A 23,793-nucleotide genomic window follows, 5' to 3' on the forward strand; every position below is an offset into this window, starting at 1 on the left:
ATGAAAAATATAAAAAATTATAAAAAATTGGTTCTACCTCTATTCTTTATTGGAATAGTATTTTCATTTTTTTCTTGTTCTGAAGTAAATGATTCAGGTCAATTTCAATTTGATCAAAAACTTGGACAAGGTGTTTTGCTAAGAATAATAAATTTAAAATCTTCTTCTTTTGAATTTTCTGATCCAACAAACGCAGTATTTGCTTTTGATGCTGAATTAATCAGTGAAGATCAAGGCAAAAATGTAAAATCAGTTAAAGTTTACACCACATTTAAAGATAATACAATATCTCCTGGTTCTACTGACTTTTCTGTAAATTCAAAAACATTTATTAAAGAATATAATCAATCTAATTTCACAGATGGAAACAATGGGTTTAAACAACTTGAAGTATCAGTTTTATTAACAGAAGCAGCTTCTGCTATTGGTATTAACATTTCAGACATTTCATCTACAGATGTTTTTGATATTTATGAAGATATTGAATTAACAGATGGTAGAATAATCACTTCAAATTTAATAGCTAATTCTCTGAAAGGTAATAGTTATAATTCTCCTTTATTAAATAAAGTTGCTGTTGGTTGCTCTATTCCAACCAATAAATTTTCAGGAACTTATATGATGAAAGTTTCTGGAGGTGGCGGATATTTCCCTAGCTCACAACAAGTAAATATAACTTCTTTGAGTGAATTTGGAGCTAGACAAGTAGATTTTAATTATGCTGGTTTTGATAGAAACTTTAAATTTGATTTAATTTGTGATCAAATATCAGTTCAAGAAGTATCAACAGGACTATCATGCGGTGGTAATGGTGATATTATTTTTACTACGACAGGAAACAATTCTTCCTTTAATTTAAATGATGATAGTCAAATAGTATTTAAACTATTAGAAACTGGAAGCTGTGGTCTAAATGTGACAAACACAATTACGTTAACAAAAATGTAATTAATAGCTGTAAATTATTTTTAGAGTCCATTTGCTTTTTTACATTTGGACTCTTTTTAATTAAGTAGGTTATCTACCTAAAAAATTAATATATCTTAGAACTTAAACAAGTTACTTCTAATAAAAAATCTTTAAATTAAAAACTTATTTATTCATTCTCTTTATAAATATATTTATAATTTAATTCTTTAATTTCTAGCTCTTCTTCTACAATTGGCGGAATGTAATTTCCGTTCTCATCAAACATATCATCAAATTCAGTTTTAGAAAACTCAAATTTCTTCTTTGTAATTCCTTTACACCTATAAAATATTGCTAAAATAAATCCTGTTATAAACCCTGACAAATGTCCCTCCCAAGACATTCCTTCTTTAATGGGTAGTACATACCATATCATACTTCCATATAAGAAAATTGTTATTAATGAAACTGCCACTAAACGGTAATGCTTCTTTATAATTCCACTAAAAAATATAAAGCTAAAAAGTAAATAAACAATTCCACTCGCCCCAATATGATAAGATTCCCTAGCTATAATCCATGTAAGAAAACCTGTTACAAGACCTCCATAGACTAAAACTTTCAATGTAACTTCTTCATAAAAATAAAAAAGACATGTTGAGAGCACAAATAAAGGCACTGAATTATTAAAAAGGTGATTTGTATCACTATGAATAAAGGGTGAGCTTAAAACCCCTTTTAAACCTGTTAATTTTCTTGGTAATACTCCAAATTTGTTAAAATTAAATCCAAACTTAATCTCTATCCAATAAATAAACCATATTACAAAGACAAAAAGAAAAGGAATAATAAAAACCTTATTAGAATATTTTAATTGACTTTCTTCTTTCATTATAATCAAATTAACAAAAATAAATCCAAACAAAAATTTCGGAACATCTGTCATAAAACTTTTCTATTTTTACCAAATGAATCAACCTTTGGCAGAAAGAATACGTCCACAAAAATTATCAGATTATATAAGTCAGCAACATTTAGTTGGCAATAATGGTATTTTAACCAACCACATTAAACAAGGAATCATTCCTTCTTTAATACTTTGGGGTCCACCTGGTATAGGTAAAACAACACTTGCTAATATCATTGCTAAAGAATCTAACCGTCCATTTTATACGTTGAGTGCAATTAGTTCTGGAGTAAAAGATGTTAGAGAAGTTATTGAAAAAGCTAAAAAAAGTGGAGGTTTGTTTACTCAGAAAAATCCAATTCTGTTTATTGATGAGATTCATCGTTTTAGTAAATCTCAACAAGATTCATTATTGGGTGCCGTAGAAAAAGGTTGGGTTACTTTAGTTGGTGCTACAACAGAAAATCCAAGTTTTGAAGTCATACCTGCCCTACTCTCTAGATGTCAAGTGTATATTTTAAACTCTTTTGATAAAAATGATTTAATCGCTTTAATAGATAGAGCTATTAGAAAAGATGAATTTATTTCTCAAAAGAAAATTACTTTAAAAGAAACTGATGCTTTATTGCAAGTATCTGGTGGTGATGCTCGTAAACTTTTAAACATATTTGAATTACTAGTTGCAGCAGATCAAGAAGTAGAAATAACTAATGAATTGGTTTTATCTAAAATTCAAAAAAATACAGTTAGATATGATAAAACTGGGGAACAACACTATGATATCGTTTCAGCTTTTATAAAATCCATCAGAGGAAGCGATCCAAATGCTGCTGTATATTGGTTAGCTAGAATGATTGAAGGTGGTGAAGATGTGAAGTTTATTGCTAGAAGAATGTTAATTTTAGCTTCTGAAGATATAGGTAACGCAAATCCAACAGCTTTTATAATGGCCAATAATACATTTCAAGCTGTCTCTACAATTGGATATCCTGAGTCTAGAATTATACTAAGTCAATGTGCTATATATTTGGCTAATTCTACTAAAAGTAATGCTTCATATATGGCTATTGGAGAAGCTCAAAATTTGGTAAAAACTACAGGTGATTTATCTGTCCCTTTACATTTAAGAAATGCCCCAACTAAATTAATGAAAGATTTAGACTATGGTAAAGACTATCAATACTCTCATAACTATCAAAACAATTTTGTAAATCAAGAATTCTTACCTGATGAAATAAAAAACACTAAACTTTATGAACCAGGTAATAATGCTAGAGAAAATCAATTCAGAGAATTGTTAAGACAACGTTGGGGTGATAAATACAATTATTAAATTAATTAAAATTTAATCTGATATTTTTCAATTACATTCTCTTCACCTTTGTAATATTCAGCAATCCAAATATTTCCATTTTTATATAAGATTCCATTCTTATTTTGAATTACATAAACATCTTTTACATTAGTTTTTAATATTTTAAAAACTACTTTAGGTTTAGAATCGATTATTTGATATCCAGTATTAATAGGCTGAGCGTATAGAATTGGATTTGTTACAACCTTAGTATCATTCTTTATATTTTTCTTAACTTTAATGGCTTTAGGTGTTTTAACTACAACTTGACTTTCTTCTACTACTGCCACCTCATTTTCATTTGATACTGGAGTATATTTATACTTTAATTTTTCTATAGATTTAAAAGCATTTCTTATTGCTTCATGATAAGCCTTTTTATAATCTTTATTAGAACTTTTTCCTTCTTTAGAGGTATATATTAAATTATTATAACAATCTCTTAACTCAATAATACTTTTTGTATTAAACATTCCTGAATCATCTTTAACTGTTCCTATTAAAGCCTTACATCTATTTTTAATCAAACCTTCAGGAAAACTTTCATTGCTTAAGAAAGCTTTAAATCCATATTTATTAAATAAAAACTTAGTTAATGAACTTGTTTTGTACTGATCCTTCTTTTTTACAAAATCAAACCTAACCGGTACAATAACATACTCATAGTTATTAACGTTTTTTTGACCAAAAACTGTTGCTGATAAAAGCAAAAAAACAAAAAATATTTTTTTCATATTTATTTAAAAATTATATTCATACCAAATTGAAATGAAGCTGTATTAGTGTCTACTAAGTCAGCTAATCCAAATATATTATCTACTAAACCATAAACATGAAATTTACCTATTTTACTTGATAATCCCAAACCTATATTTGTATAAGAGAAATCATCTATAGTGTAAGTAAATTTAGTATTGATTTTCCCTGATAATTTACGCTCATAAAATCCAGTTAAAGCAAACTTAGGTCCAGTTGGTCTAAAAACAGAAAACAACTGTGCTCCTATAGAATTATTGTAATACTCTTTGTAAGACATATCACTACAATTCTCTTCATTTCTACTTCTTCCCCATCCATATTTATAAGAAGCATTAAATTTAATAGGCCTCATTACAGAATAAGCCTCTTCATTTTCCTCCGAAGGCACTTGCTGTTTAAAATCATCTTTTAAATTTTCCCAATAATTTGTATTAGTACTATCATATAAAAACTCTATTCCTGAAAAAGTATAATCTCCTTTAGCTGTAACATTTCTTATATCACTAGAATAGCTAACAAAACCTATATCTAATAAACTAGCTGTTATTTTTGTTTGCTGATCTAATTGGTAACTAAAACCAATATCAATACCTAAGCCTAAATTAGAAAAGAAAGCTTTACCAACAATATCGCTAGCTGTTATATCATTTTCATAATAAAGCCCAGAACTATAACCATTAAAATTTAAATTATTAATTGTATGAGTATAAATATTATTTTGTCCTAAGCGAGTAGTAAAGCTACCTGTATTATTTGTTGAAGTAACATTTGCTATCCCAGAATAAATTTTAAATCTACCTCCAAGCGTAAACTGAGAGTTAATTTTTCTTGATAGTCCTACATGTAAAACACTTAACGCATCAGCTTTTACATTTACTTGAGAAACTAAAAATGTCCTATTTAAGTTTGCTGCATTACCATCATTAATTAAGTCGATTACATCTTTTGGATAATTTGCAAAAAAATCAATTTCAGTATAGAAACCAGCACTTAAGAAATCCTTGTCATTTAATCTATAACTTCCACTTAATACTTCAATTTGATGATTAAAACTCACATAATCACCCACTGAAACTCTATCTATAGCATTTCTAACTTTGATGTTGAAATCTACATTATCATTTCTAAATAAATCAGCCACAGTAATTTCACTCAAACCAGCATTAAAATGAATTCCAGATAATAAAGGAATTCCAATATGAGCTTTGTAACCAGGTCGAACACTCGGGTTTAATAACATCGTTTGAGGTATCTCATCAAAATCATATAACAGAGGTCTATTTTGACTATTTACAGATAAAACACCACATACCAACAATACAATTAGTTTAAAAAAATTTCGCATTAATAATTATATTTTAAAGGTAAATGTACCTGCTGATTTAAAAATAAATTCATTTAAATCATTTGGGTCTATTGGTGTTCCTGTTGTGGTTAACAATTCTAAAGAAGTTCTTATCTTTCTAGTGTTTAAAAATAAAGGCGAACCACTAATTATAATCGTTTCTTTGTGTTGAAACTTTGAAGTATTAGCTTGTATTAATAAAGGAGTTACAGTATAAGTAACTACATTTGAATCGTCTAAAAACTCAATATTTAAATTAATATTTCTATCAAAAGGGTTCGTTATTTCAAAATCAAAAACGATTTCTAATAAATTATCCTGTACTACTTCTTCTTCTATTATAGTTAAATTAGATTGATCAATAATAGGCCCTGTTATTTCAGCATTAGTATTATCTAAAAAGCTCAATGCTGGAATTTTAAAAAAAACTAACGATGCAATAAATTTAGGTTTAGAATCAAAATCATCTACTTGATCAAAATCTACATTCTTCACACATGAAAAGAATGTAAAACCTAATAATAGAAATAAACAATATTTTTTAAGTATCATAATTTGGTTTTCTTATAACGCAACAAACCTATAAATATTGCTTTAATTGAGCAAGTGAATTAATAGAAGTAACTCTATTATCTATATCATTTTCATTAACAAAATGAATAGTACTCATCCCTACATTCATTGCTCCCAATACATCAGCTTCATAACTATCTCCTATCATCATTGAATTATCTGCTAATGCATTAGCTTGTTTCAAAGCATACTCGAAAATTTTTGGATCAGGTTTTTTTACACCTATACATTCAGAGGTTATCACTTTATTAAAATACTTATCTATTCCAGATTTCTTTAATTTTACATTTTGTACTTCTTCAAAACCATTAGTGATGATATGAAGTTCATATTTTTCAATTAAATAATCTAATATTTCAATAGTTCCCTCAAACAAATAATTATTATTAGGTAAATATTTGATGTAATCTTCTGAAATTTTATTTATTAAATCATCAGAAGCATTATAATTAAGTACATCAAAAGCCTCTTTTAACCTTTTATATCGTAAATCTTTTTTTAGAATTTTATTTTCTCTAAACAACCTCCAATATTTTAAATTGATTGGCATGTATATTTCCAAAAACTTATCAATCTGAATATTTATATTTTGTTCTTCAAATATTTGTTCAAATGTTAGTTTAGAATTTCTATCGAAATCCCACAAAGTATGATCTAAATCAAAAAAAATGTGTTTAATATCCATCAATCTATTTTTAACTTCTCACTATTTTCAGCATAGAACTATATACCCTTATCCAACCTTTCCATCTCTGATAATTACTTAAACTTTCATTATGAAAAACCGTTATAAAAGTTCCATTAACAGCTTTAACTTCATTTTTTAGATCTCTTATCTTTCCTAAAGATTGCTTCGCAGTTAATTTCATATAATCATTCAATGTAGAATCTATTAAAGCAAACGGAAATATTTTTAAAGGTGTTTGAATTTCAAATTCTAAATCATAAAAATAAAACGGAGTACATGTACTTGCTCTAAATCCTGTATAATTAGGATATCCCATTGAATAATCTTCTTCAATCTCTAAATCAATCAATTTCTGGTAGGTTTCTGGTAATGACACACGTAAATAGTGCTGACGAGATCTTTTAACAGGTACATTCGTTATGCTTTCTAACCTTTCAACTTCTTTTTTTAATAAAGTTCCATTATTCATAGTGTAGTATGATGGGTGTAAACCAACCCTAGCATAGTCAACCATATCCTTGATTAACAATCTGAACTTACTTTTTGAAGTGGATACATTCGTATCAAAAGTTGTATAATCACCAATTAGAAAGAAAAAAATGGTTCGTACTTTATATATTTTTTTCAATTCTAAAATAGTACTAAATGTATTAAACGGGTCTCTTTTAATACCGAATAATACAGCAAGTCTATCCCAAATGGTAAAAATTTTAAATTGCGAAATATCCTTAAAAAAACCTCCTATTGTTCTTACAAAACTTTTATGCTTATATGCAAATGCATTATCTACGTCTACAGTTGAAATGTATTCATATTTTCTTGTTGTATGTTCATAATCTGGAAACTTAATTTTTAATTTCTCTAAAAATTTATAAGCCCAAATATCTACTAATGGCTTTTCTAAAAAGTTGTTCTTAAAAGCTATACTTTCTTCTGCAGAAAACCTTCCATATTTATCTTTTATATGTGGTAAATACTCTTCATATCTTGATATTAAATAAAAACTGGCTGCAAAAATATCAAATGGTATTTCAGATTGTTCTCTTGTTAAAAAAAAACAAGAAACATCATCCCACTTCTGAACATTGATATCAATATCCCTTACTCCCTGTTGAAACAATAATTCATTACTTTTTACAAAAAACTCTTTTCCTAAGGCTACATTGGTATATGAGAATTTTGCTCCATTATAAGCCACAAAATCTTCAACCTTTCCTGTAAAATCAATTGGAATTTGTAAAATACGTGTAAAAATATGTTTAAAAATATAACGTACTCTTGGTGTTACCTTATGAGTATAAATCAGTATCATAGTGAGTAAATGTTAACTGTAAAACCGAAGAATTACAAAATCATTTCATCGGCAAAGCTAAAGTACGTTTTTTCAGTAACTATTATATGATCAAGTAGTTTTATGTTTAATGTATCTCCAGCATTTTTAATTTTTTTAGTCAACTCAATATCTGAATTACTTGGCTCTAATTTCCCTGATGGATGGTTATGACAAACGATTATTCCAACAGCCGATAACTCTAAGGCTCTTTTGTATAACAATCTAATATCTACTAAAGTAGCAGTAAAACCTCCCTTACTAATTTGGAATTTCTCCAACACTACATTTGAATTATTTAAGTATAAAGCCCAAAACTCCTCGTGCTCAATATCACCAATTAAAGGTTGAATAATATTAAAGACATTTTTAGAACTGTAAATTTTTAATTCCTCTTCTTTTTGCATGAATAATTTTCGCCTTCCAAATTCAAGAGCTGATACAATTGCAATTGCCTTTGCCTCTCCTATTCCGTTAAACTTCATCAAAGCTGGAACTGATAATTTTGACAAACTATTTAAATCATTATCAACAGATAACAAAATTCTTTTTGCTAATTCAACAGCCGATTCTTGTCGATTTCCAGCTCCTATTAAAATTGCGATTAATTCTGCGTTAGAAAGTGAATTCTTGCCTTTTAGTCTCAATTTTTTACGTGGCATATCGTCTATAGCCCACAACTTTATTGGTATCTTTTTCATATAAATTTATTTACATAGCTAGGATAAATATAATTCATTTTTTGCACAACCCAAAGAAGCACAGTATCTTTGCGTTCTATCTTTTTCAATAAAAAATATGAAGATTATTATAGCCGGGGCTGGAGACGTTGGTTTTCATTTGGCTAAACTCCTTTCTTACGAGTCGCAAGACACCTTTGTGATAGATTTTGATGGTGATAAATTAAATTACATCAATAATCATTTAGATGTTTTTACTAAAAAAGGAGATGCTACCTCAATAAAACTTTTGAAAGAAATTGGTATTGAATCTGCCGATTTATTATTAGCTGTTACTGAAAGTCAAAATACAAATTTTACCATTTCAGTAGTAGGAAAAGCTTTAGGCGTAAAAAAAACAATTGCTAGAATAAACAACCCTGAATTTTTAAAAAACGATTGTATCAATTTTAAAGATTACGGTGTTGACTTTATGATTTCTCCAGAAGAATTAGCTGCTGAAGAAATAAAATTTCTTTTAAATCAATCATCTTTTAACGATACTGTGGCATTTGAAAATGGCTTGTTTAATATCATGGGAACTACCCTTGGTTATAAGTCGCCTATTTTAGATTTAACAGTAAAAGAGGCTAAAGATAAGTTTAGCTTAGTAGATTTTATTACCATTGCTATTAAACGAGAAGGTATTGCTCAAACTATTATTCCTCGTGGTGATACTGTATATAAAATGAACGATCAGGTTTATTTTTCAGTTCCTAATTATAGTATTGATAAATTACACCCTATAATTGGTAAAGAGCAAATAGATATAAAAAATGTAATGATTCTAGGAGGAAGTAGCATAGGACGAAAAACTTCTAGAAACCTCTGTAAAGACAACTTTAAAGTTAAATTAGTAGAGAAAAAGAAAGAAAAAGCTTTAAATCTTGCTGAAGACCTAAGAGACACCTTAGTAATTCATGGAGATGGTAGAGATTTAGGTCTCTTAGAGGAAGAAAATATTAGAGAAATGGATGCTTTTGTAGCCGTTACTGGAGATTCAGAAACTAATATCATGTCTTGTTTAGTAGCTAAATCTAAAGGCGTTAAAAAGACAATTGCTTTAGTTGAGAATATGGATTATATAAACATTTCTCAAACTATTGGTATCGATACTCTTATTAATAAAAAATTAATAGCTGCTAGTAATATTTTTCGTCATATTCGAAAAGGTGAAATATTAGCATTAGCTAACTTACATAACATTGATGCTGAAGTTTTTGAATTTGAAGTTCAAGAAAACGCTAAAGTGACTAAAAAACCTATTAAAGAATTACGTTTTCCTAGAGAAGCTGTTTTTGGTGGAGTAGTTAGAGGTGGTAAAGCTCATATGTCATTTGGTGATTTTCAATTACAAAGTGGTGATAGAGCAATCGTTTTTTGTTTACCTGAAGCTATATCAACTGTAGAAGATTTATTCAACTAATGGAGAGTCTCAATTTCAAATTAATTTATCGTTTTTTAGGAATAACCGCAATTCTTAATGGATTATTTATGTGGCTTTCATTGCCATTTAGCTTTTATTATGATGAACCTTCTAAATGGGGAATTTTAAACGCCGGAATCATTACAGTTGCCTTAGGTCTAGTTTTTTATTTTTTTAATAAACCTGACAATAAAAAAATTCAAAAAAAAGAAGGATACCTAATTGTAACCTTAGGATGGCTTACATTATCATTTACTGGAATGCTTCCTTATGTATTATCTGGTAGTATTCCTAGTATTACAAATGCTTTTTTCGAAACTATTTCTGGTTATTCAACTACGGGGTCATCAATTTTAACTGATATTGAATCAATGCCCAAAGGAATACTCTTTTGGCGTAGTGCTACTCACTGGATTGGCGGTATGGGAATAATTGTATTAACCATCGCTATATTACCTTTATTAGGAATTGGAGGTATGCAATTATTTATGGCTGAAGCTCCAGGACCTTCAACAGATAAGTTACACCCTCGAATTACCGATACTGCTAAGCGTTTATGGTTAATATATGTTTTATTGACTGTTATAGAATTTTTACTTTTAAAAGTAGCCGGAATGACTTGGTTTGATGCAATAAATCATGCTATGGCTACAGTTAGCACAGGAGGTTTTTCAACAAAAAATGCTAGTGTTGCTCATTGGAATGGGACTCCTTTAATACAATATATCATCATCTTTTTTATGTTCATAGCAGGTACAAATTTTGTACTTACCTATTTTGCTTTGAAAGGAAAAGTGAGTAAAGTAATTCAAAGTGAAGAGTTCAAATATTACCTTTTTGGAACATTAATAATATCTTCTATTGTTGCTGTTATGATTATTTTTTATCAAGATCCAGCATTACAAACTTCAATTAACCACCCTATGGTTTTGGGTAAAGTAGAAAGTGCTATTAGACATTCGTTATTTTCGGTAATATCAGTAGTAACCACAACAGGTTTTGTTACAGCTGATTTTACAATGTGGAGCTTTTTTGTTACTGCTATTTTCTTTTCTTTATTTTTCTTAGGAGGATCGGCAGGTTCTACTTCTGGAGGGGTAAAAATTGTTCGACACATTGTAATGCTAAAAAACAGCTTTTTAGAATTCAAAAAATCAATTCACCCTAATGCTATCATACCAGTGCGTTATGACGGAAAAGCTGTAAATCAGACTATTGTATTCAACATACTTTCTTTCTTTGTTTTATACATGCTCATTTTTATTATTGGAACAGTAGTCTTGGCTTTCTTTGGTTTAGATTTATATTCTGCTTTAGGTGCTTGTGCTTCTTCTTTAGGTAATATAGGGCCAGCTATTGGAAGTGTTAGTCCTGTTGACAATTTTAATCATTTATCTACAGGAGCAAAATGGTTTTGTTCTTTCCTAATGCTTATTGGGCGTTTAGAATTATTTACGGTTCTAATTCTACTTACACCCTTCTTTTGGCGTAAAAACTAAGTACTTACACCCTATTTTTTTTTAAAAAAAGGATGTTTTCATCATGCCTTTTAGGGGGAAAACACCCCCAAAATTAAATCTCCTGATATTAAATTTGGACTAGTCAAACTAGACTTGTTTAATATGAAAATGAAAAATAATTTTATTGGATTATTATCTCCCAAAGAAGATAATTCGATAAACGTCCCCCAAACCTATAGAGAAACACATTCTCTTTCTGATTTTTTATATGAATTCTTCATCAATTCAAAATCAAAAATTCACACATCTCTTACTGGTTTTGTATCTCGTATAGAAAAATTTGTTCACACAAATTATCTTATATTTTTAACATACTGTTCTTTTTAAAACCAAAGAAAACGCTTATTACAAAAAAACACCCACTCATTCCTTAAAACACTTCACTTAATACTTTTCAAGAAAAAACTATGATAGTGATCAATAGCTTTGTTATGAGGAATTAAATAAAACCAAAATCATTAACCAAACTAAAACTATTTATTATGAAATTTAAAATGAAATTCATCGCATTGTTGTTTATCTGTTTAATATCAACTATTGAGAGTAAAGCACAAGATGCTTATTTAGGAGAAATAAGAATGTTTGCAGGAAACTATGCTCCAGTAGGATGGGAATTTTGCAATGGTCAACTAATGGCTATAAACAGTAATACAGCTTTATTCTCAATATTAGGAACAAATTATGGAGGTGATGGAAGAAGTACTTTTGCTTTACCTGATTTAAGAGGTAGAACTCCGATGAGTGCTGGTCGTCATCCAGGTTCTGATATGAACTATGTAGTAGGACAATACGGTGGTCACGAAAACACTACATTATCAATTCTAAATTTACCTGCTCATAAACACTCTATTTCTTTGGCAGGACTTACAGGACTGGTAGGTATACCTGTAAATACTGAATCCGGGGAAGAAGATGAAAAAAATCCAGGTGCAGGTTATTTAGCTAATAACGGACAAGATCGTTTCTCTTCATCTCCCTCTCCAGTTTCTTACTATGGAGGTCAACCATTACCTGTAGCTATTCAAGGAACTGCCACGGCTGGTATAACAGGATTAGGACAATCTTTTAATAATAGACAACCATATGTAGTGGTTCGCTATATAATATGTGTATCAGGAATATACCCACCTAGAAGTTAAAAAAATAAATAAAACATAAAAGTTCACCCTTCAAAAAATGAAGGGTGAAAATTTGTTAGTAAATCATTATAAAAAATAATTATCTCTTATTTATGAAAAAAACAACTACACTAAGTAAAAAGTCAATTTACTTTTTTTTCTTGTTATTTTGTGCTTTTATAAGCGCTAACTCTCAGAATAACAATGGAGCAATAGATGCTCCCGGAGACATTGCTTTTGTTGCATATCATGATGCGCCTGATGGCTTTTCATTTGTTTTGTTAGATGATTGTCCAAATAATACCTCTATTAGATTCTTAGACGATGAATGGAATGGTACTTCTTTTGCAACTCCTACTGGAGAAGGTGAAGTTTTATGGACAAATAATACAGGAAACAGTATACCAAAAGGTACAGTTATCACTATTCAAAACGCAGATGATAATGCTCCTGGAATTATGGTTAATATAGGTACTGCTTCTGAAGATGAATCTGGTTTTAATACAGCGAATATTGATGAACTTTTTGCTGTAACTGGAACAAGATCTACTCCTGGTACTTTTTTATCTTTTATTGGAGACACCCTAGGGAATACTCTAACTGGTACTGGACTTACAAATGGAGTAAATGCCTTATTTATAACCTCCGAAGGACGTTATACAGGATCTACAGTTTGTAATTCTACATTAGGAGATTGCGCTGCAATGATAAACAACTTAGGAAATTGGGCAATTGGAGTTAATTCTTATTCTTTCCCTGCAGATGTGGTAGGAAATTTTACAGGTTCTGCAATAGCTGCTAGTAATACAGATCCTACAATATCTATATCAAATGTAGTACTAGCCTACACTGAAGGAAATACGGCAACGCAAGTAGATGCTTCTGGTACAGTTAATGATTCAGACGGAGATTCTGATTGGGATGGTGGAACATTAGTTGCTCAAATTACAGCTAATGCAGAAGCAGCTGATGAAATAAGTATTTCAGATACTGATGGAGACGGGACAGCAATTACAATAAGTGGCATAAATATCCTAGCTAATGGAACTGTTGTTGGAACTTTAAGTGCTAGTGGTGGTATTGTTACAAATGGTACTATACTAACAATTACTTTTAATACCAATGCAACCAATGCTATTGTGCAAGAAGTTTTACAATCGTTACGATATAGAAATACTTCCACCACTCCAGGAACATCCAATAGAACCATTACAGTTACTGCAACAGATAAAAATAGTGGTAGTGCTAATGATACTAGGACAGTTAGTGTTTCTTCAGTGCCTACTGCTGCTCCAGTAGTAACAACTCCTTCTGGAGCTATTACTGTAAATGCAGCAACACAAACAATTTCTGGAACACATACCAAAAACGGTGTAACTGTACATGCATATGCTGATGCTAATAATGATGGAACTGCAGACAATGCTGTCTCATTAGGTTCTGCTACAGTTAGTGGAAATACTTGGAGCTTCTCAGTAAACTTAACACAGGATATAGCTAATAACTTTGTAGTACAAGCAAATGATAGTGGTGATACTTCTAGTGATGTCGACGTACCTACAATTACTGAAGATTCAACTAGTCCTGCCAATCCAATAGTAACTACTCCTTCTGGAGCTCTGACTATAAACTCAGCAACACAAACAATTTCTGGGACACTTACTGAAAACGGTGTCACCGTACATGCATATGCCGATACTAATAACGATGGAACTGCAGACAATGCTGTCTCATTAGGTTCTGCAACAGTTAGTGGAAATGCTTGGAGTTTCTCAGTAAACTTAACTGCTGACACTGCTAACAATTTTGTGGTACAAGCGGAAGATAGTGCTGGAAATACTTCTAGCGATGTTGATGTACCTACAATTACAGAAGACTCTACAAGTCCTGCCAATCCAATAGTAACCACTCCTTCTGGAGCTATTACTGTAAACGCAGCAACACAAACAATTTCTGGGACACTTACTGAAAACGGCGTGACTGTACATGCATATGCCGATGCTAACAATGATGGAACTGCAGATAATACAACTTCATTAGGGTCTGCTACAGTTAGTGGAAATGCTTGGAGCCTCTCTGTAAACTTAACTGCTGACACCGCTAACAATTTTGTGGTACAAGCGGAAGATAGTGCCGGAAATACTTCTAGCAATGTTGATGTGCCTACAATTACAGAAGATTCGACAAACCCAGCTAATCCAATAGTAACTACTCCTTCTGGAGCAATAACAATAAACGCTGATACACAAACAATTTCTGGTTCACATACCGAAAACGGAGTTACTGTACATGCTTATATGGATGCTAACAACGATGGAACAGCTGATAACTCAGTTTCATTAGGTTCTAATACAGTTTCTGGAAACTCTTGGAGTTTTTCTGTTAATTTAACTCAAAATAGTATTAACAATTTTGTAGTACAAGCAGAAGATGATGCAGGAAATACTTCTAGCGATATAGATATACCTACAATTACAGAAACTTCAGCTATTACATGGACTGGAGTAACAAGTAACGCTTGGAATACTGCTTCTAACTGGAATATAAATTCAGTTCCAGTCGCTACATCTGATGTAACTATTCCAAATGGAATTACAAATTACCCAACAATTTCATCATCAGTAACAGTTAACTCTATAAATATTGCTTCAGGAGCTTCATTAATAGCCAACGCTTCTGTTACTGGTACTACAACGTATTCAAGAAACTTAGCTACTACCAACTGGTATTTGGTATCTGCTCCTGTCTCAGGTGAAACACAACAAGATGTAATTGCTAATCATACTTTTGCAACTGGTTCTGGAAGTAACATTGGTATTGGTGCATTTACAAATAACGGTCCTACTCCATGGGTTTACGCTACCAATGCAACTACTGGTCCTTTAGTATCAGGAACTGGTGTATCTATGAAATTAGCTGCTGCTGGAGATGTTTCAATTACTGGAAGTTTAAATACTTCAAATGTAAGTTTCCCTATTGCTACAGGTAGTAGAAATAACTTTAATTTAATTGGTAACCCTTTTACATCTTTTGTTAGCTCAAGTATTTTTACTAATGACAACACAGGGTTATTAAGTGAAGAAACGGTTTGGTTATGGGATGGTTCACAATATGTAACTTATAATGCTGTGAGTCCAATTCAAATAGCTCCAGCGCAAGGATTCTTTGTAGAAGCAAGTGGTTCTGGTAATGTTACTTTCTCTACAGCAAATCAAAGTCACCAAGGTTCTGATACCTTTATGAAACAAGCACCAAAGACTTCTTTTGAATTATTTGTTTCTGAAGGAAAAAATAAAAAATCTACTAAAGTGTTTTTTATAGATGGAAAAACAAAAGGATTTGACAATGGATATGACTCTAAAATGTATGGAGGAGTAAATCATAAATTTGCTGTATTTACAGAATTATTAAATGATAATGAAGGAAAAAAGTTAGCTATTCAAACTTTACCTAATTCAAACATTGAAAAAATGGTTATTCCTGTAGGGCTTATTAGTGACGGAGATAAAGAAATTACATTCTCTGTAAATTCACAAAATTTACCTTCTGATACTCAAATCTTTTTAGAGGATCGAATCAATAATAAATTTATCAATCTTTCTGAAGGAGAATATACAGTAAGCTTAACAAATGCTAGTAAAGGAATTGGACAATTTTATATCCATACTACTGCTCAAAAGTTAAACACGCCTAGTACTTCTCTTGAAAATGTAAGTATGTACAAATCAGATGTACAAGAAATTACTGTAACTGGTTTACGAGCTAAAGCTAATATTAAAGTATACTCTATACTTGGTAAAGAAATAGTTAATACAAACATTAATTCTAATGGAGTAAGCAGAATTACATTACCGTCTTTAGCTTCAGGAGTTTATATCATTAAACTAAACTCTGATTTAGGTAATATGTCTAAGAAAATTATTTTAGAATAAAATCCCTTCACCTTTAAAATTATGAAAGAACAAAACAAGAATACAGATAATATATCAAGAAAAGAAGCTTTAAAAAAAATAGGTAAGTATGGAAAATATACTGCTTTAACAGCTTTAGGAACTTATATGATATTAAACCCTCAAAAAGCGCAAGCTCAAAGCCCAGAAGATCCTGGTGATGGTTTTTAATCGTAAAAAATAAATAATTTTAAAAAAGGCTTCAATATTGTATTGAAGCCTTTTTCTTTAACAAATTGTTAACATTTAAAACAACTTCTCATTCAAAACTATTTTTTTCATAACTTACTAATTATTAACCCCATAAAAACTATACAATGGAAAAAAATTATTTTTTGTCCTTCTTCTTATTGCTTTCTTTTGTTACAATACAAAGTCAAGTAATTAATGATAACTTTGAAGACGGTGATATTACTGGATGGACAGAAGGCACGGCTTCTCATTGGGTAAACTCAACTGATTCTCCCATAACCGGCACAAGGTCTTTAAAACATAATCTTTCTAGCACAACTAGTGAAAGTTATATTTATCATGATATCTCTTCCTTAGATTTAACTACTCAAGACGTAACATGGCAATTTAATCTAAAAAACGGGAGTTGGGATCCATCTGGAGCTAACAGGTTTTGGGTATACTTAACAGCAAACGAAACAGATTTAAATGGAAGTACAGTTGATGGATATGCTGTAGGTGTAAACTTTTCAGGTAGTACTGATTTAATATCTTTATGGAAGGTTACAGATGGAGCAGTTGATGGAACTGCAATTATTACATCTGATGTAAACTGGAATTCGAATAATACATATGGTATTAAAGTTACAAGAACAAATGCTGGTAGCTGGGAGTTATTAGTAGATAGTGACGGAGGTTTTGATAACCTTGTTTCTAAAGGAACAAACACAAATACTGATTATACTTTTGATAATAATTTTGGGCTTAGCTTTGACTTCACTTCTACTAGAGCAGGTTTTTTATGGATGGATGACGTATTAGTTGAAGGTACAGCTCCTTCAGGTAGCCCTGCAGTAAATTTTGATAACGCAACTAGTACTGAAAACGAAACAGATGCTACTTTTAACACATCAATACCTGTTACTTTTAGTAATTATTCAGCTGATGTTACCATAAGTGTAACAGTAGATGCTAGTAGTACAGCAGTTGCCGCTGATTATACCTTAAACACTAGCTCTTTAACGTTTACAGGTAATGGAAGTCAAAACATTTCTTTAGACATTAATGACGATGCTGATTACTTAAGTGAGACTGTTGTTTTAAATATTGCTGTTACATCTGGAACAGCTGACATAACCACATCTCAACATACTGTTACTATAAACGATGATGATTTACCAATTGTGATTAATGAAATTCACGCTGATCCAGATTCTACAAATGGTGATGCTAATGGAGATGGAACTGCAAACACAAGTCAAGACGAGTTTGTTGAAATATACAATATAAGTGGAGCTAGTTTAGATATTTCTGGATGGATTTTAGCAGATGGAGCTAGCGACAGACATACCTTCCCTAATGGAACTATTATTCCTGCAAATGAGGCTATTGTTGTTTTTGGTGGAGGTACTTTAGTTACTGTTCCTGGTTTAGTTCAACTGGCTAGTACAAATGCTTTAGGTCTAAATAACGGAGGTGACACCATAATAATTAAAAACGATTCAGGAGTTACAGTTTTAACTGAAGTTTATGGTGCAGCAGGAAACAACCAGTCTATTGCTAGAAATGTTGATTTTACTGGTTCTTTTGTAGACCATTCTACAATTGTTAGCAATCCTGTTTTATTTTCTCCAGGTAGAGATAATACAGATAATACCTCTTTTGCATCTACTATTAAATGGATAGGAGCTACCGACAATAACTGGAGCACTACAACGAACTGGTTAGGTGGATCCCTTCCTTCTAGTAGTGCAGATGTAGTTATTCCAGCTGGATTAGCCAACTACCCTACGGTTTCTTCAGCTACTACTGTTAATTCTATTTTAATAGAATCTGGAGCTTCTTTAATAGCTAATGCAGCATTTACAGGAAACGCTACTTACAAAAGAAATTTACCAACTACAAACTGGTATTTAGTTGCATCGCCAGTTTCAGGAGAAAGCGTTCAAGATTTAAGAACTAATAATACTTTTGCTAATGGTTCAGGTGGAGGAAGAATAGGAATTGCTCCTTATAAAAACGATGGAACTGCTTGGAATTATTATACAAATGCTTCAACAGGTACTATTCCTTCCGGAGAAGGTTTATCTGTTAAACTAGCTGCTTCTGGTAATATCAACTTTACAGGAGCTATTAATTCAAATAATATTAATTACGGAATTACTCAAGCAACCAACAATTTTAACTTAGTTGGAAATCCTTTTACTTCTTATGTTAATTTAGGTACCTTTTTTACTGATAATGCAGGTAATTTATCTGAACAAACAGTTTGGATGTGGAATGAAAACACTAGTAGTTATGACATAAGAATGTCAGGAACACACGGTAGTTTTCAAGTAGCCCCTGGTCAAGCTTTCTTTATTAGTGCAGGCTCTAACACCAATGTAACCTTTAATACAGCTAATCAAAGTCATCAAACAACTGATACATTTCAAAAAAGTTCAAGAACTGAGATATCTATAATAGCAAGTCAAGGAAAGTCTTCTAAATCAACTAACATATACTATATCAACGGAACTTCTAAAGGATTTGATAATGGTTATGATGGTACAATATTTGGCGGAGTTTCATCTAAATTCACATTATACTCTCAATTAGTTAGTAACAATGATGGAAGAAACCTAGCTATACAATCTTTACCTTTAAGTGACATACAAAAAACAGTTGTTCCTTTAGGGCTTAAAGCTGGCTCTGGGAAAGAAATAGAGTTTTCAATTAATACTAAAAACTTACCTAATGGTGTAAAAGTATTTTTGGAAGATCGAATTGACAATAAATTCATCAATCTATCAGAAAATAATTACAAAGTTACTTTAAACAAAAATCTGGATGGTATTGGTAGATTTTATATACACACTACTGCTTTAAAAACTGTAGCTGAAAATAGTGCTATTGAAAACGTTAGTATATACAGATCAAATACTAACACAATAACCATTACTGGCTTACAAACCAAAGACGCCTCTTTAAATATTTATTCTATTTTAGGGAAGAAAGTTTTTCAAAAAACATTTTTATCTAACGGAATATCTTCAATCACAATTCCTTCTTTAGCTAAGGGAATTTACATTTTTGAAATTAACTCAGAAATAGGAAAAACTAACAAGAAAATCATTTTAGAATAAACCCCGTCTAATTTTTGAGATTATGAAAGAACAAAACAAGAATACAAATAATATATCAAGAAAAGAAGCATTAAAAAAAATAGGTAAGTATGGAAAATATACTGCTTTAACCGCTTTAGGAACTTATATGATATTGAATCCTCAAAAAGCCCAAGCTCAGAGTCCAGAAGATCCTGGTGATGGTTTTTAAAATCAATAACATTTTTAATAATAAAACCCTGATATAATCAGGGTTTTATTATTTTTACAATACATGATTATACATAAAAAAATAGACAACAAATCGATAGTTTGGTTTCAAGACAACAATGAATATATTGTTGTTGAACCTTTAGTTGCTGAAATTTTAACTTTATTAGACAATAAGGTTGATAAAACTCAAATTATTACCAACATATTTAATTCTATAAATATTCCTTATCAACAAGCAGAAAATTTAGTTTCTGATATTCAAAACTTATTAAAAACGAATACAGAAGAAATTAAAAATATTGAAGATATAGAAATACCTAAATCGTTCAACTTTCAAAAATATTATCTAATAAACGACATCGTAATTCAAGTTGATTATTTGTCAGATTTTGAAATTTCATTAGTTCATCCAAAATTTGCTCATTTAGAGACTCAAACTCAACAAAAAGCTAAATATCACTATAAAGTATATAGTAATGAAGATTATATTAGCTTTACTATTAATAATGAAATAATTAATACTTGGAATCTAAATGAAGTTCATTATTTTCAAGGAAAATTCTCCATGAAAATAGTAGAACATATTCATAAAAAAATTGAAAATGAATGGTTAGGTGTATTTCATGCTTCAGCAATTAGTAATGGTAAAGAATCTATGTTATTTTTAGGTGATTCTGGAAATGGAAAAAGCACTTCTTTAGCCCTATTACAAGCAAATGGTTTTACCTGTTTGGCAGATGACTTTGTTCCTGTTGACTCAGAAAAACAAGAAGTATATAGTTTCCCTTCTGCTATTTCTATAAAAAAGAACAGTTTAGAAACTCTGTTTCCTATTTATCCAGAATTAAAAACATCTGCTGAATATCATTTCAAGAGGTTAAATAAAATCGTGCGTTATTTACCTCCTAATAATTCAAATTACACTGCCCATTTACCTTGTAAAGCTTTAATCTTCATAAAATATGAACAGAACAGTAATTTAATTTTAAAAGAAATATCTAAAATCGATGCTTTTGAGCAATTAGTACCAGATTCTTGGTTGTCTCCTGTTACTGAAAATGCAGAGATCTTTTTAAAATGGTTTTCTAAACTCCCTTGCTATCAGCTTACGTATTCTGACAATAACAAAATGATAAAAACGATTTCTAAAATCTTTAACAATGACTTATAAAGAAACATTATTTTTTGTTGGAAAGTGTCTAACAATTACACATGAGACTAAGAACAAAGAGATTATTGAGAAAGAATTAAAATCAGGAAATATTGATTGGGACAATGTAGTAAAACTAAGCACGTTACATTATGTATTCCCAGCCTTATACTGCAATTTAAAACGTGCTAATTTTCTTCATTATTTACCAAACGACTTGGTAGAATATATGAAACATATTACTGATTTAAACCGAGAACGAAATCAACAAATAATAGAACAAGCTAAGGAAATAAATGAATTGTTATTAGAGAATAATATTACTCCTATTTTTCTGAAAGGTACAGGAAACTTACTAGAAGGTTTATATGAAGATATTGCAGAAAGAATGGTGGGAGATATTGATTTTATTTTTTCTAAAAATGATTATCCAAACGCCATTAAAGTATTAACTAAAAACAACTATAGTAAGGTTCATCAAACAACTTACGATTTTCCTTCTTTCAAACACTATCCTAGAATACAAAAGAAAGACAAAACAGCTGCCATTGAAATTCATAAAGAAATTTTACTTGAAAAATATGCTGATGAATTTAATTATGATATCATAAAAAATGACACGCTATTATTTAATAATATTAATGTGATGAGTTATGAAAATCAACTCTCATTATCGATTATAGCTAAACAAATAAATGATAGTGGATTCTATTTTAAAAATATTGCTTTAAGAAATGCTTATGATGTTTTTTTATTATCTAAAAAAACTAATGCAAAAAATACATTTAATAGATTTGAAAAATTAAAACATCCTTTAAACTGTTTTCTTGCAACTTGTTTTATTGTATTTGGTGAAGTTGATTCTTTAAAGTTTACTCAAACACCTGAAACAAAATCTTATATTTCTTTTTTTAAAAAAATGTTAATTAATGATCCTTTCAGAAAAAAGCATTTGAATAGAACTGCTAAAAAACTTTTTATAAAAAAAAGAATAACCATTCTATTCAAAACATTTTATAATTCAGAAATGAGAACGTGGTTTTTTAAAAGAATAACAGACAAACAATGGTATAAAGAAAAAGCTATTCAATTAGGTTTAAGAAATTAGTTCCTCAACCTCTTCAAAATTCAATCCTCCATAATTACCTGAACTCATTAAAAGTACAGCTGTATTTTCTATATTTTGTTTAAATAAAAATTCTTTAAATTCTTGTGGATTTGTATAAATGATTAAATCATCACGTTCAAAAGCTTTAGCTATTTGCATCTCAGTAACCTCTTCTAACTGTTTAATTTTTACAGCATGAGGCGAATAAAAAACAACTGCTTTATCAGCATTATCCAGTGCTCCTTTATATTCAGCTAAAAACTCAGCATTTAAGCTACTGTATGTATGCAATTCTAAACAAGCCAATAGAGTTCTATCTTTATATTGATTTTTAACAGCGGTTGTAGTTGCTTGTACTTTACTTGGACTATGAGCAAAGTCCTTAAAAATTACAGTAGAATTATTTTCTGCTATTTTCTCTAAACGTTTACTTGCTCCCTTAAAACTCTCAATAGCTTCATAAAACTCATCTTCCTCTATCCCCATATGCTGACAAATCCATTTTGCTCCAGCTATATTTTGCAAATTATGTTCTCCAAAAACTTCTAAAGGTAAATCACCTTCTTCAGTTTCTATAAACGTAGTTCCATTCTCAATAAAATATGAAGGTGTTTTATATGAATATTTTTTTATTGGATGTTCACTTTCCTCTACTACCCTTTTTACATTTTCATCTTCTTCATTATACACCATAATTCCTCCATTGGTAAGAGAATTGGTGAAAATTGAAAACTGCTCAACATAATTTTCAAAAGTTGGAAACACGTTTATATGATCCCAAGCTATACCACTTAACAAAGCTATATTTGGTTTATACAAATGAAACTTTGGACGCATATCAATTGGCGAACTTAAGTACTCATCACCTTCTAAAACGATAAACTCGTTCTCTTCAGTAAGCTTCACCATGGTATCAAATCCATCTAACTGAGCCCCTACCATATAATCTACTTCCCTATCGTGATAATTTAACACATGCAAAATCATTGAAGTAATGGTTGTTTTTCCATGAGAACCTCCAATAACAACTCTGGTTTTATTCTTTGATTGCTCATATAAAAATTCAGGATATGAATATATTTTAACTCCTAATTCTTGAGCTTTTAACAATTCTGGATTATCTTTCTTAGCATGCATCCCTAAAATTATAGCATCTAAGTCTGTAGAAATTTTTTCAGGAAACCATCCAAATTCTTCTGGTAACAAACCTTTCTTTTCTAAACGCGACTTAGACGGATCATGAATAGTATCATCACTACCTGTTACTTGATATCCTTTTTGTTGTAACGCTATTGCTAAATTATGCATAGCACTTCCTCCTATAGCTATAAAATGTATATTCATTAAAATATCCTAAAATTTCCGTAAAGATAATGAAGTATACTAGCATATAGAAAGCAAAATAATCCTTTTTAAAAAGAAGGCCTCTTTTTTTATTAATCACTAAAA

At 30.3% G+C, this 23,793-nt stretch carries 19 protein-coding genes; 11 read left to right on the forward strand and 8 right to left on the reverse strand.

Annotated elements, in window-relative coordinates:
• A complete protein-coding gene (locus tag F7018_RS12080) occupies nt 1–948 on the forward strand; it encodes a hypothetical protein (RefSeq protein WP_150900321.1) in 948 nt (315 codons plus the stop codon).
• Between the two features lie 148 nt (nt 949–1,096).
• On the opposite strand, the gene F7018_RS12085 is transcribed toward F7018_RS12080, so the two are convergent.
• Entirely contained in the window at nt 1,097–1,855 is a 759-nt protein-coding gene (locus F7018_RS12085) for a rhomboid family intramembrane serine protease (protein WP_317132385.1), read from the reverse strand.
• Between the two features lie 22 nt (nt 1,856–1,877).
• On the opposite strand from F7018_RS12085, the gene F7018_RS12090 reads away from it, so the two are divergent.
• Nucleotides 1,878–3,149, forward strand: a complete 1,272-nt coding sequence (locus F7018_RS12090) for a replication-associated recombination protein A (protein WP_150900322.1) — start codon at nt 1,878–1,880, stop codon at nt 3,147–3,149.
• A 5-nt stretch (nt 3,150–3,154) separates the two neighbouring features.
• On the opposite strand, the gene F7018_RS12095 is transcribed toward F7018_RS12090, so the two are convergent.
• From F7018_RS12095 to radC, 6 genes are read right to left on the reverse strand one after another with little or no spacing between them, the layout of a single operon-like run.
• Entirely contained in the window at nt 3,155–3,904 is a 750-nt protein-coding gene (locus tag F7018_RS12095; protein WP_150900323.1) for a hypothetical protein, read from the reverse strand.
• 2 nt (nt 3,905–3,906) lie between these two features.
• Entirely contained in the window at nt 3,907–5,274 is a 1,368-nt protein-coding gene (locus tag F7018_RS12100) for a DUF5723 family protein (protein WP_150900324.1), read from the reverse strand.
• A gap of 6 nt (nt 5,275–5,280) precedes the next feature.
• Nucleotides 5,281–5,826 carry a hypothetical protein gene (locus F7018_RS12105; protein ID WP_150900325.1) on the reverse strand — a complete coding sequence of 182 codons (546 nt, stop codon included), beginning with the start codon at nt 5,824–5,826 and terminating at the stop codon, nt 5,281–5,283.
• Nucleotides 5,827–5,854: 28 nt separating this feature from the next.
• Complete coding sequence (locus tag F7018_RS12110; protein WP_150900326.1) at nt 5,855–6,532, reverse strand: YjjG family noncanonical pyrimidine nucleotidase; 678 nt, start codon at nt 6,530–6,532, stop codon at nt 5,855–5,857.
• 10 nt (nt 6,533–6,542) lie between these two features.
• Nucleotides 6,543–7,847: a polysaccharide deacetylase family protein gene (locus F7018_RS12115; protein ID WP_150900327.1), complete on the reverse strand. Its 1,305-nt coding sequence runs from the start codon at nt 7,845–7,847 to the stop codon at nt 6,543–6,545.
• A gap of 32 nt (nt 7,848–7,879) precedes the next feature.
• Complete coding sequence (radC, locus tag F7018_RS12120; RefSeq protein ID WP_150900328.1) at nt 7,880–8,566, reverse strand: RadC family protein; 687 nt, start codon at nt 8,564–8,566, stop codon at nt 7,880–7,882.
• A gap of 97 nt (nt 8,567–8,663) precedes the next feature.
• On the opposite strand from radC, the gene trkA reads away from it, so the two are divergent.
• From trkA to F7018_RS12155, 9 genes are all read left to right on the forward strand, one after another.
• The gene (gene trkA, locus F7018_RS12125; RefSeq protein WP_150900329.1) at nt 8,664–10,010 is read left to right on the forward strand and encodes a Trk system potassium transporter TrkA; all 1,347 of its coding nucleotides are present in this window, start codon (nt 8,664–8,666) and stop codon (nt 10,008–10,010) included.
• On the forward strand, nt 10,010–11,509 hold the full coding sequence (locus tag F7018_RS12130; protein ID WP_150900330.1) for a TrkH family potassium uptake protein: 1,500 nt from the start codon (nt 10,010–10,012) through the stop codon (nt 11,507–11,509). Before trkA ends, F7018_RS12130 begins: the two co-directional genes overlap by 1 nt.
• 503 nt (nt 11,510–12,012) lie before the next feature.
• Nucleotides 12,013–12,669: a phage tail protein gene (locus F7018_RS12135; protein ID WP_150900331.1), complete on the forward strand. Its 657-nt coding sequence runs from the start codon at nt 12,013–12,015 to the stop codon at nt 12,667–12,669.
• Between the two features lie 92 nt (nt 12,670–12,761).
• Entirely contained in the window at nt 12,762–16,580 is a 3,819-nt protein-coding gene (locus F7018_RS12140) for a T9SS type A sorting domain-containing protein (RefSeq protein ID WP_150900332.1), read from the forward strand.
• 21 nt (nt 16,581–16,601) lie between these two features.
• Nucleotides 16,602–16,769, forward strand: a complete 168-nt coding sequence (locus F7018_RS18495) for a hypothetical protein (RefSeq protein ID WP_175578724.1) — start codon at nt 16,602–16,604, stop codon at nt 16,767–16,769.
• A 146-nt stretch (nt 16,770–16,915) separates the two neighbouring features.
• Complete coding sequence (locus tag F7018_RS12145) at nt 16,916–19,894, forward strand: lamin tail domain-containing protein (RefSeq protein ID WP_150900333.1); 2,979 nt, start codon at nt 16,916–16,918, stop codon at nt 19,892–19,894.
• A 22-nt stretch (nt 19,895–19,916) separates the two neighbouring features.
• Entirely contained in the window at nt 19,917–20,084 is a 168-nt protein-coding gene (locus F7018_RS18500) for a hypothetical protein (RefSeq protein WP_175578725.1), read from the forward strand.
• 63 nt (nt 20,085–20,147) lie between these two features.
• Nucleotides 20,148–21,257: a phosphoenolpyruvate carboxykinase (ATP) gene (locus F7018_RS12150; protein ID WP_150900334.1), complete on the forward strand. Its 1,110-nt coding sequence runs from the start codon at nt 20,148–20,150 to the stop codon at nt 21,255–21,257.
• A complete protein-coding gene (locus tag F7018_RS12155) occupies nt 21,247–22,344 on the forward strand; it encodes a nucleotidyltransferase domain-containing protein (protein WP_150900335.1) in 1,098 nt (365 codons plus the stop codon). The genes F7018_RS12150 and F7018_RS12155 overlap by 11 nt, the downstream gene beginning before the upstream one ends.
• Here F7018_RS12155 and F7018_RS12160 read toward each other — a convergent pair.
• Nucleotides 22,333–23,688 carry a UDP-N-acetylmuramate--L-alanine ligase gene (locus F7018_RS12160; protein WP_150900336.1) on the reverse strand — a complete coding sequence of 452 codons (1,356 nt, stop codon included), beginning with the start codon at nt 23,686–23,688 and terminating at the stop codon, nt 22,333–22,335. The two genes, F7018_RS12155 and F7018_RS12160, sit on opposite strands and share 12 nt — an antisense overlap.
• Between the last annotated feature and the right edge of the window lie 105 nt (nt 23,689–23,793).

Source organism: Tenacibaculum aiptasiae, from assembly GCF_008806755.1.
Taxonomy (GTDB): Bacteria; Bacteroidota; Bacteroidia; order Flavobacteriales; family Flavobacteriaceae; genus Polaribacter; species Polaribacter aiptasiae.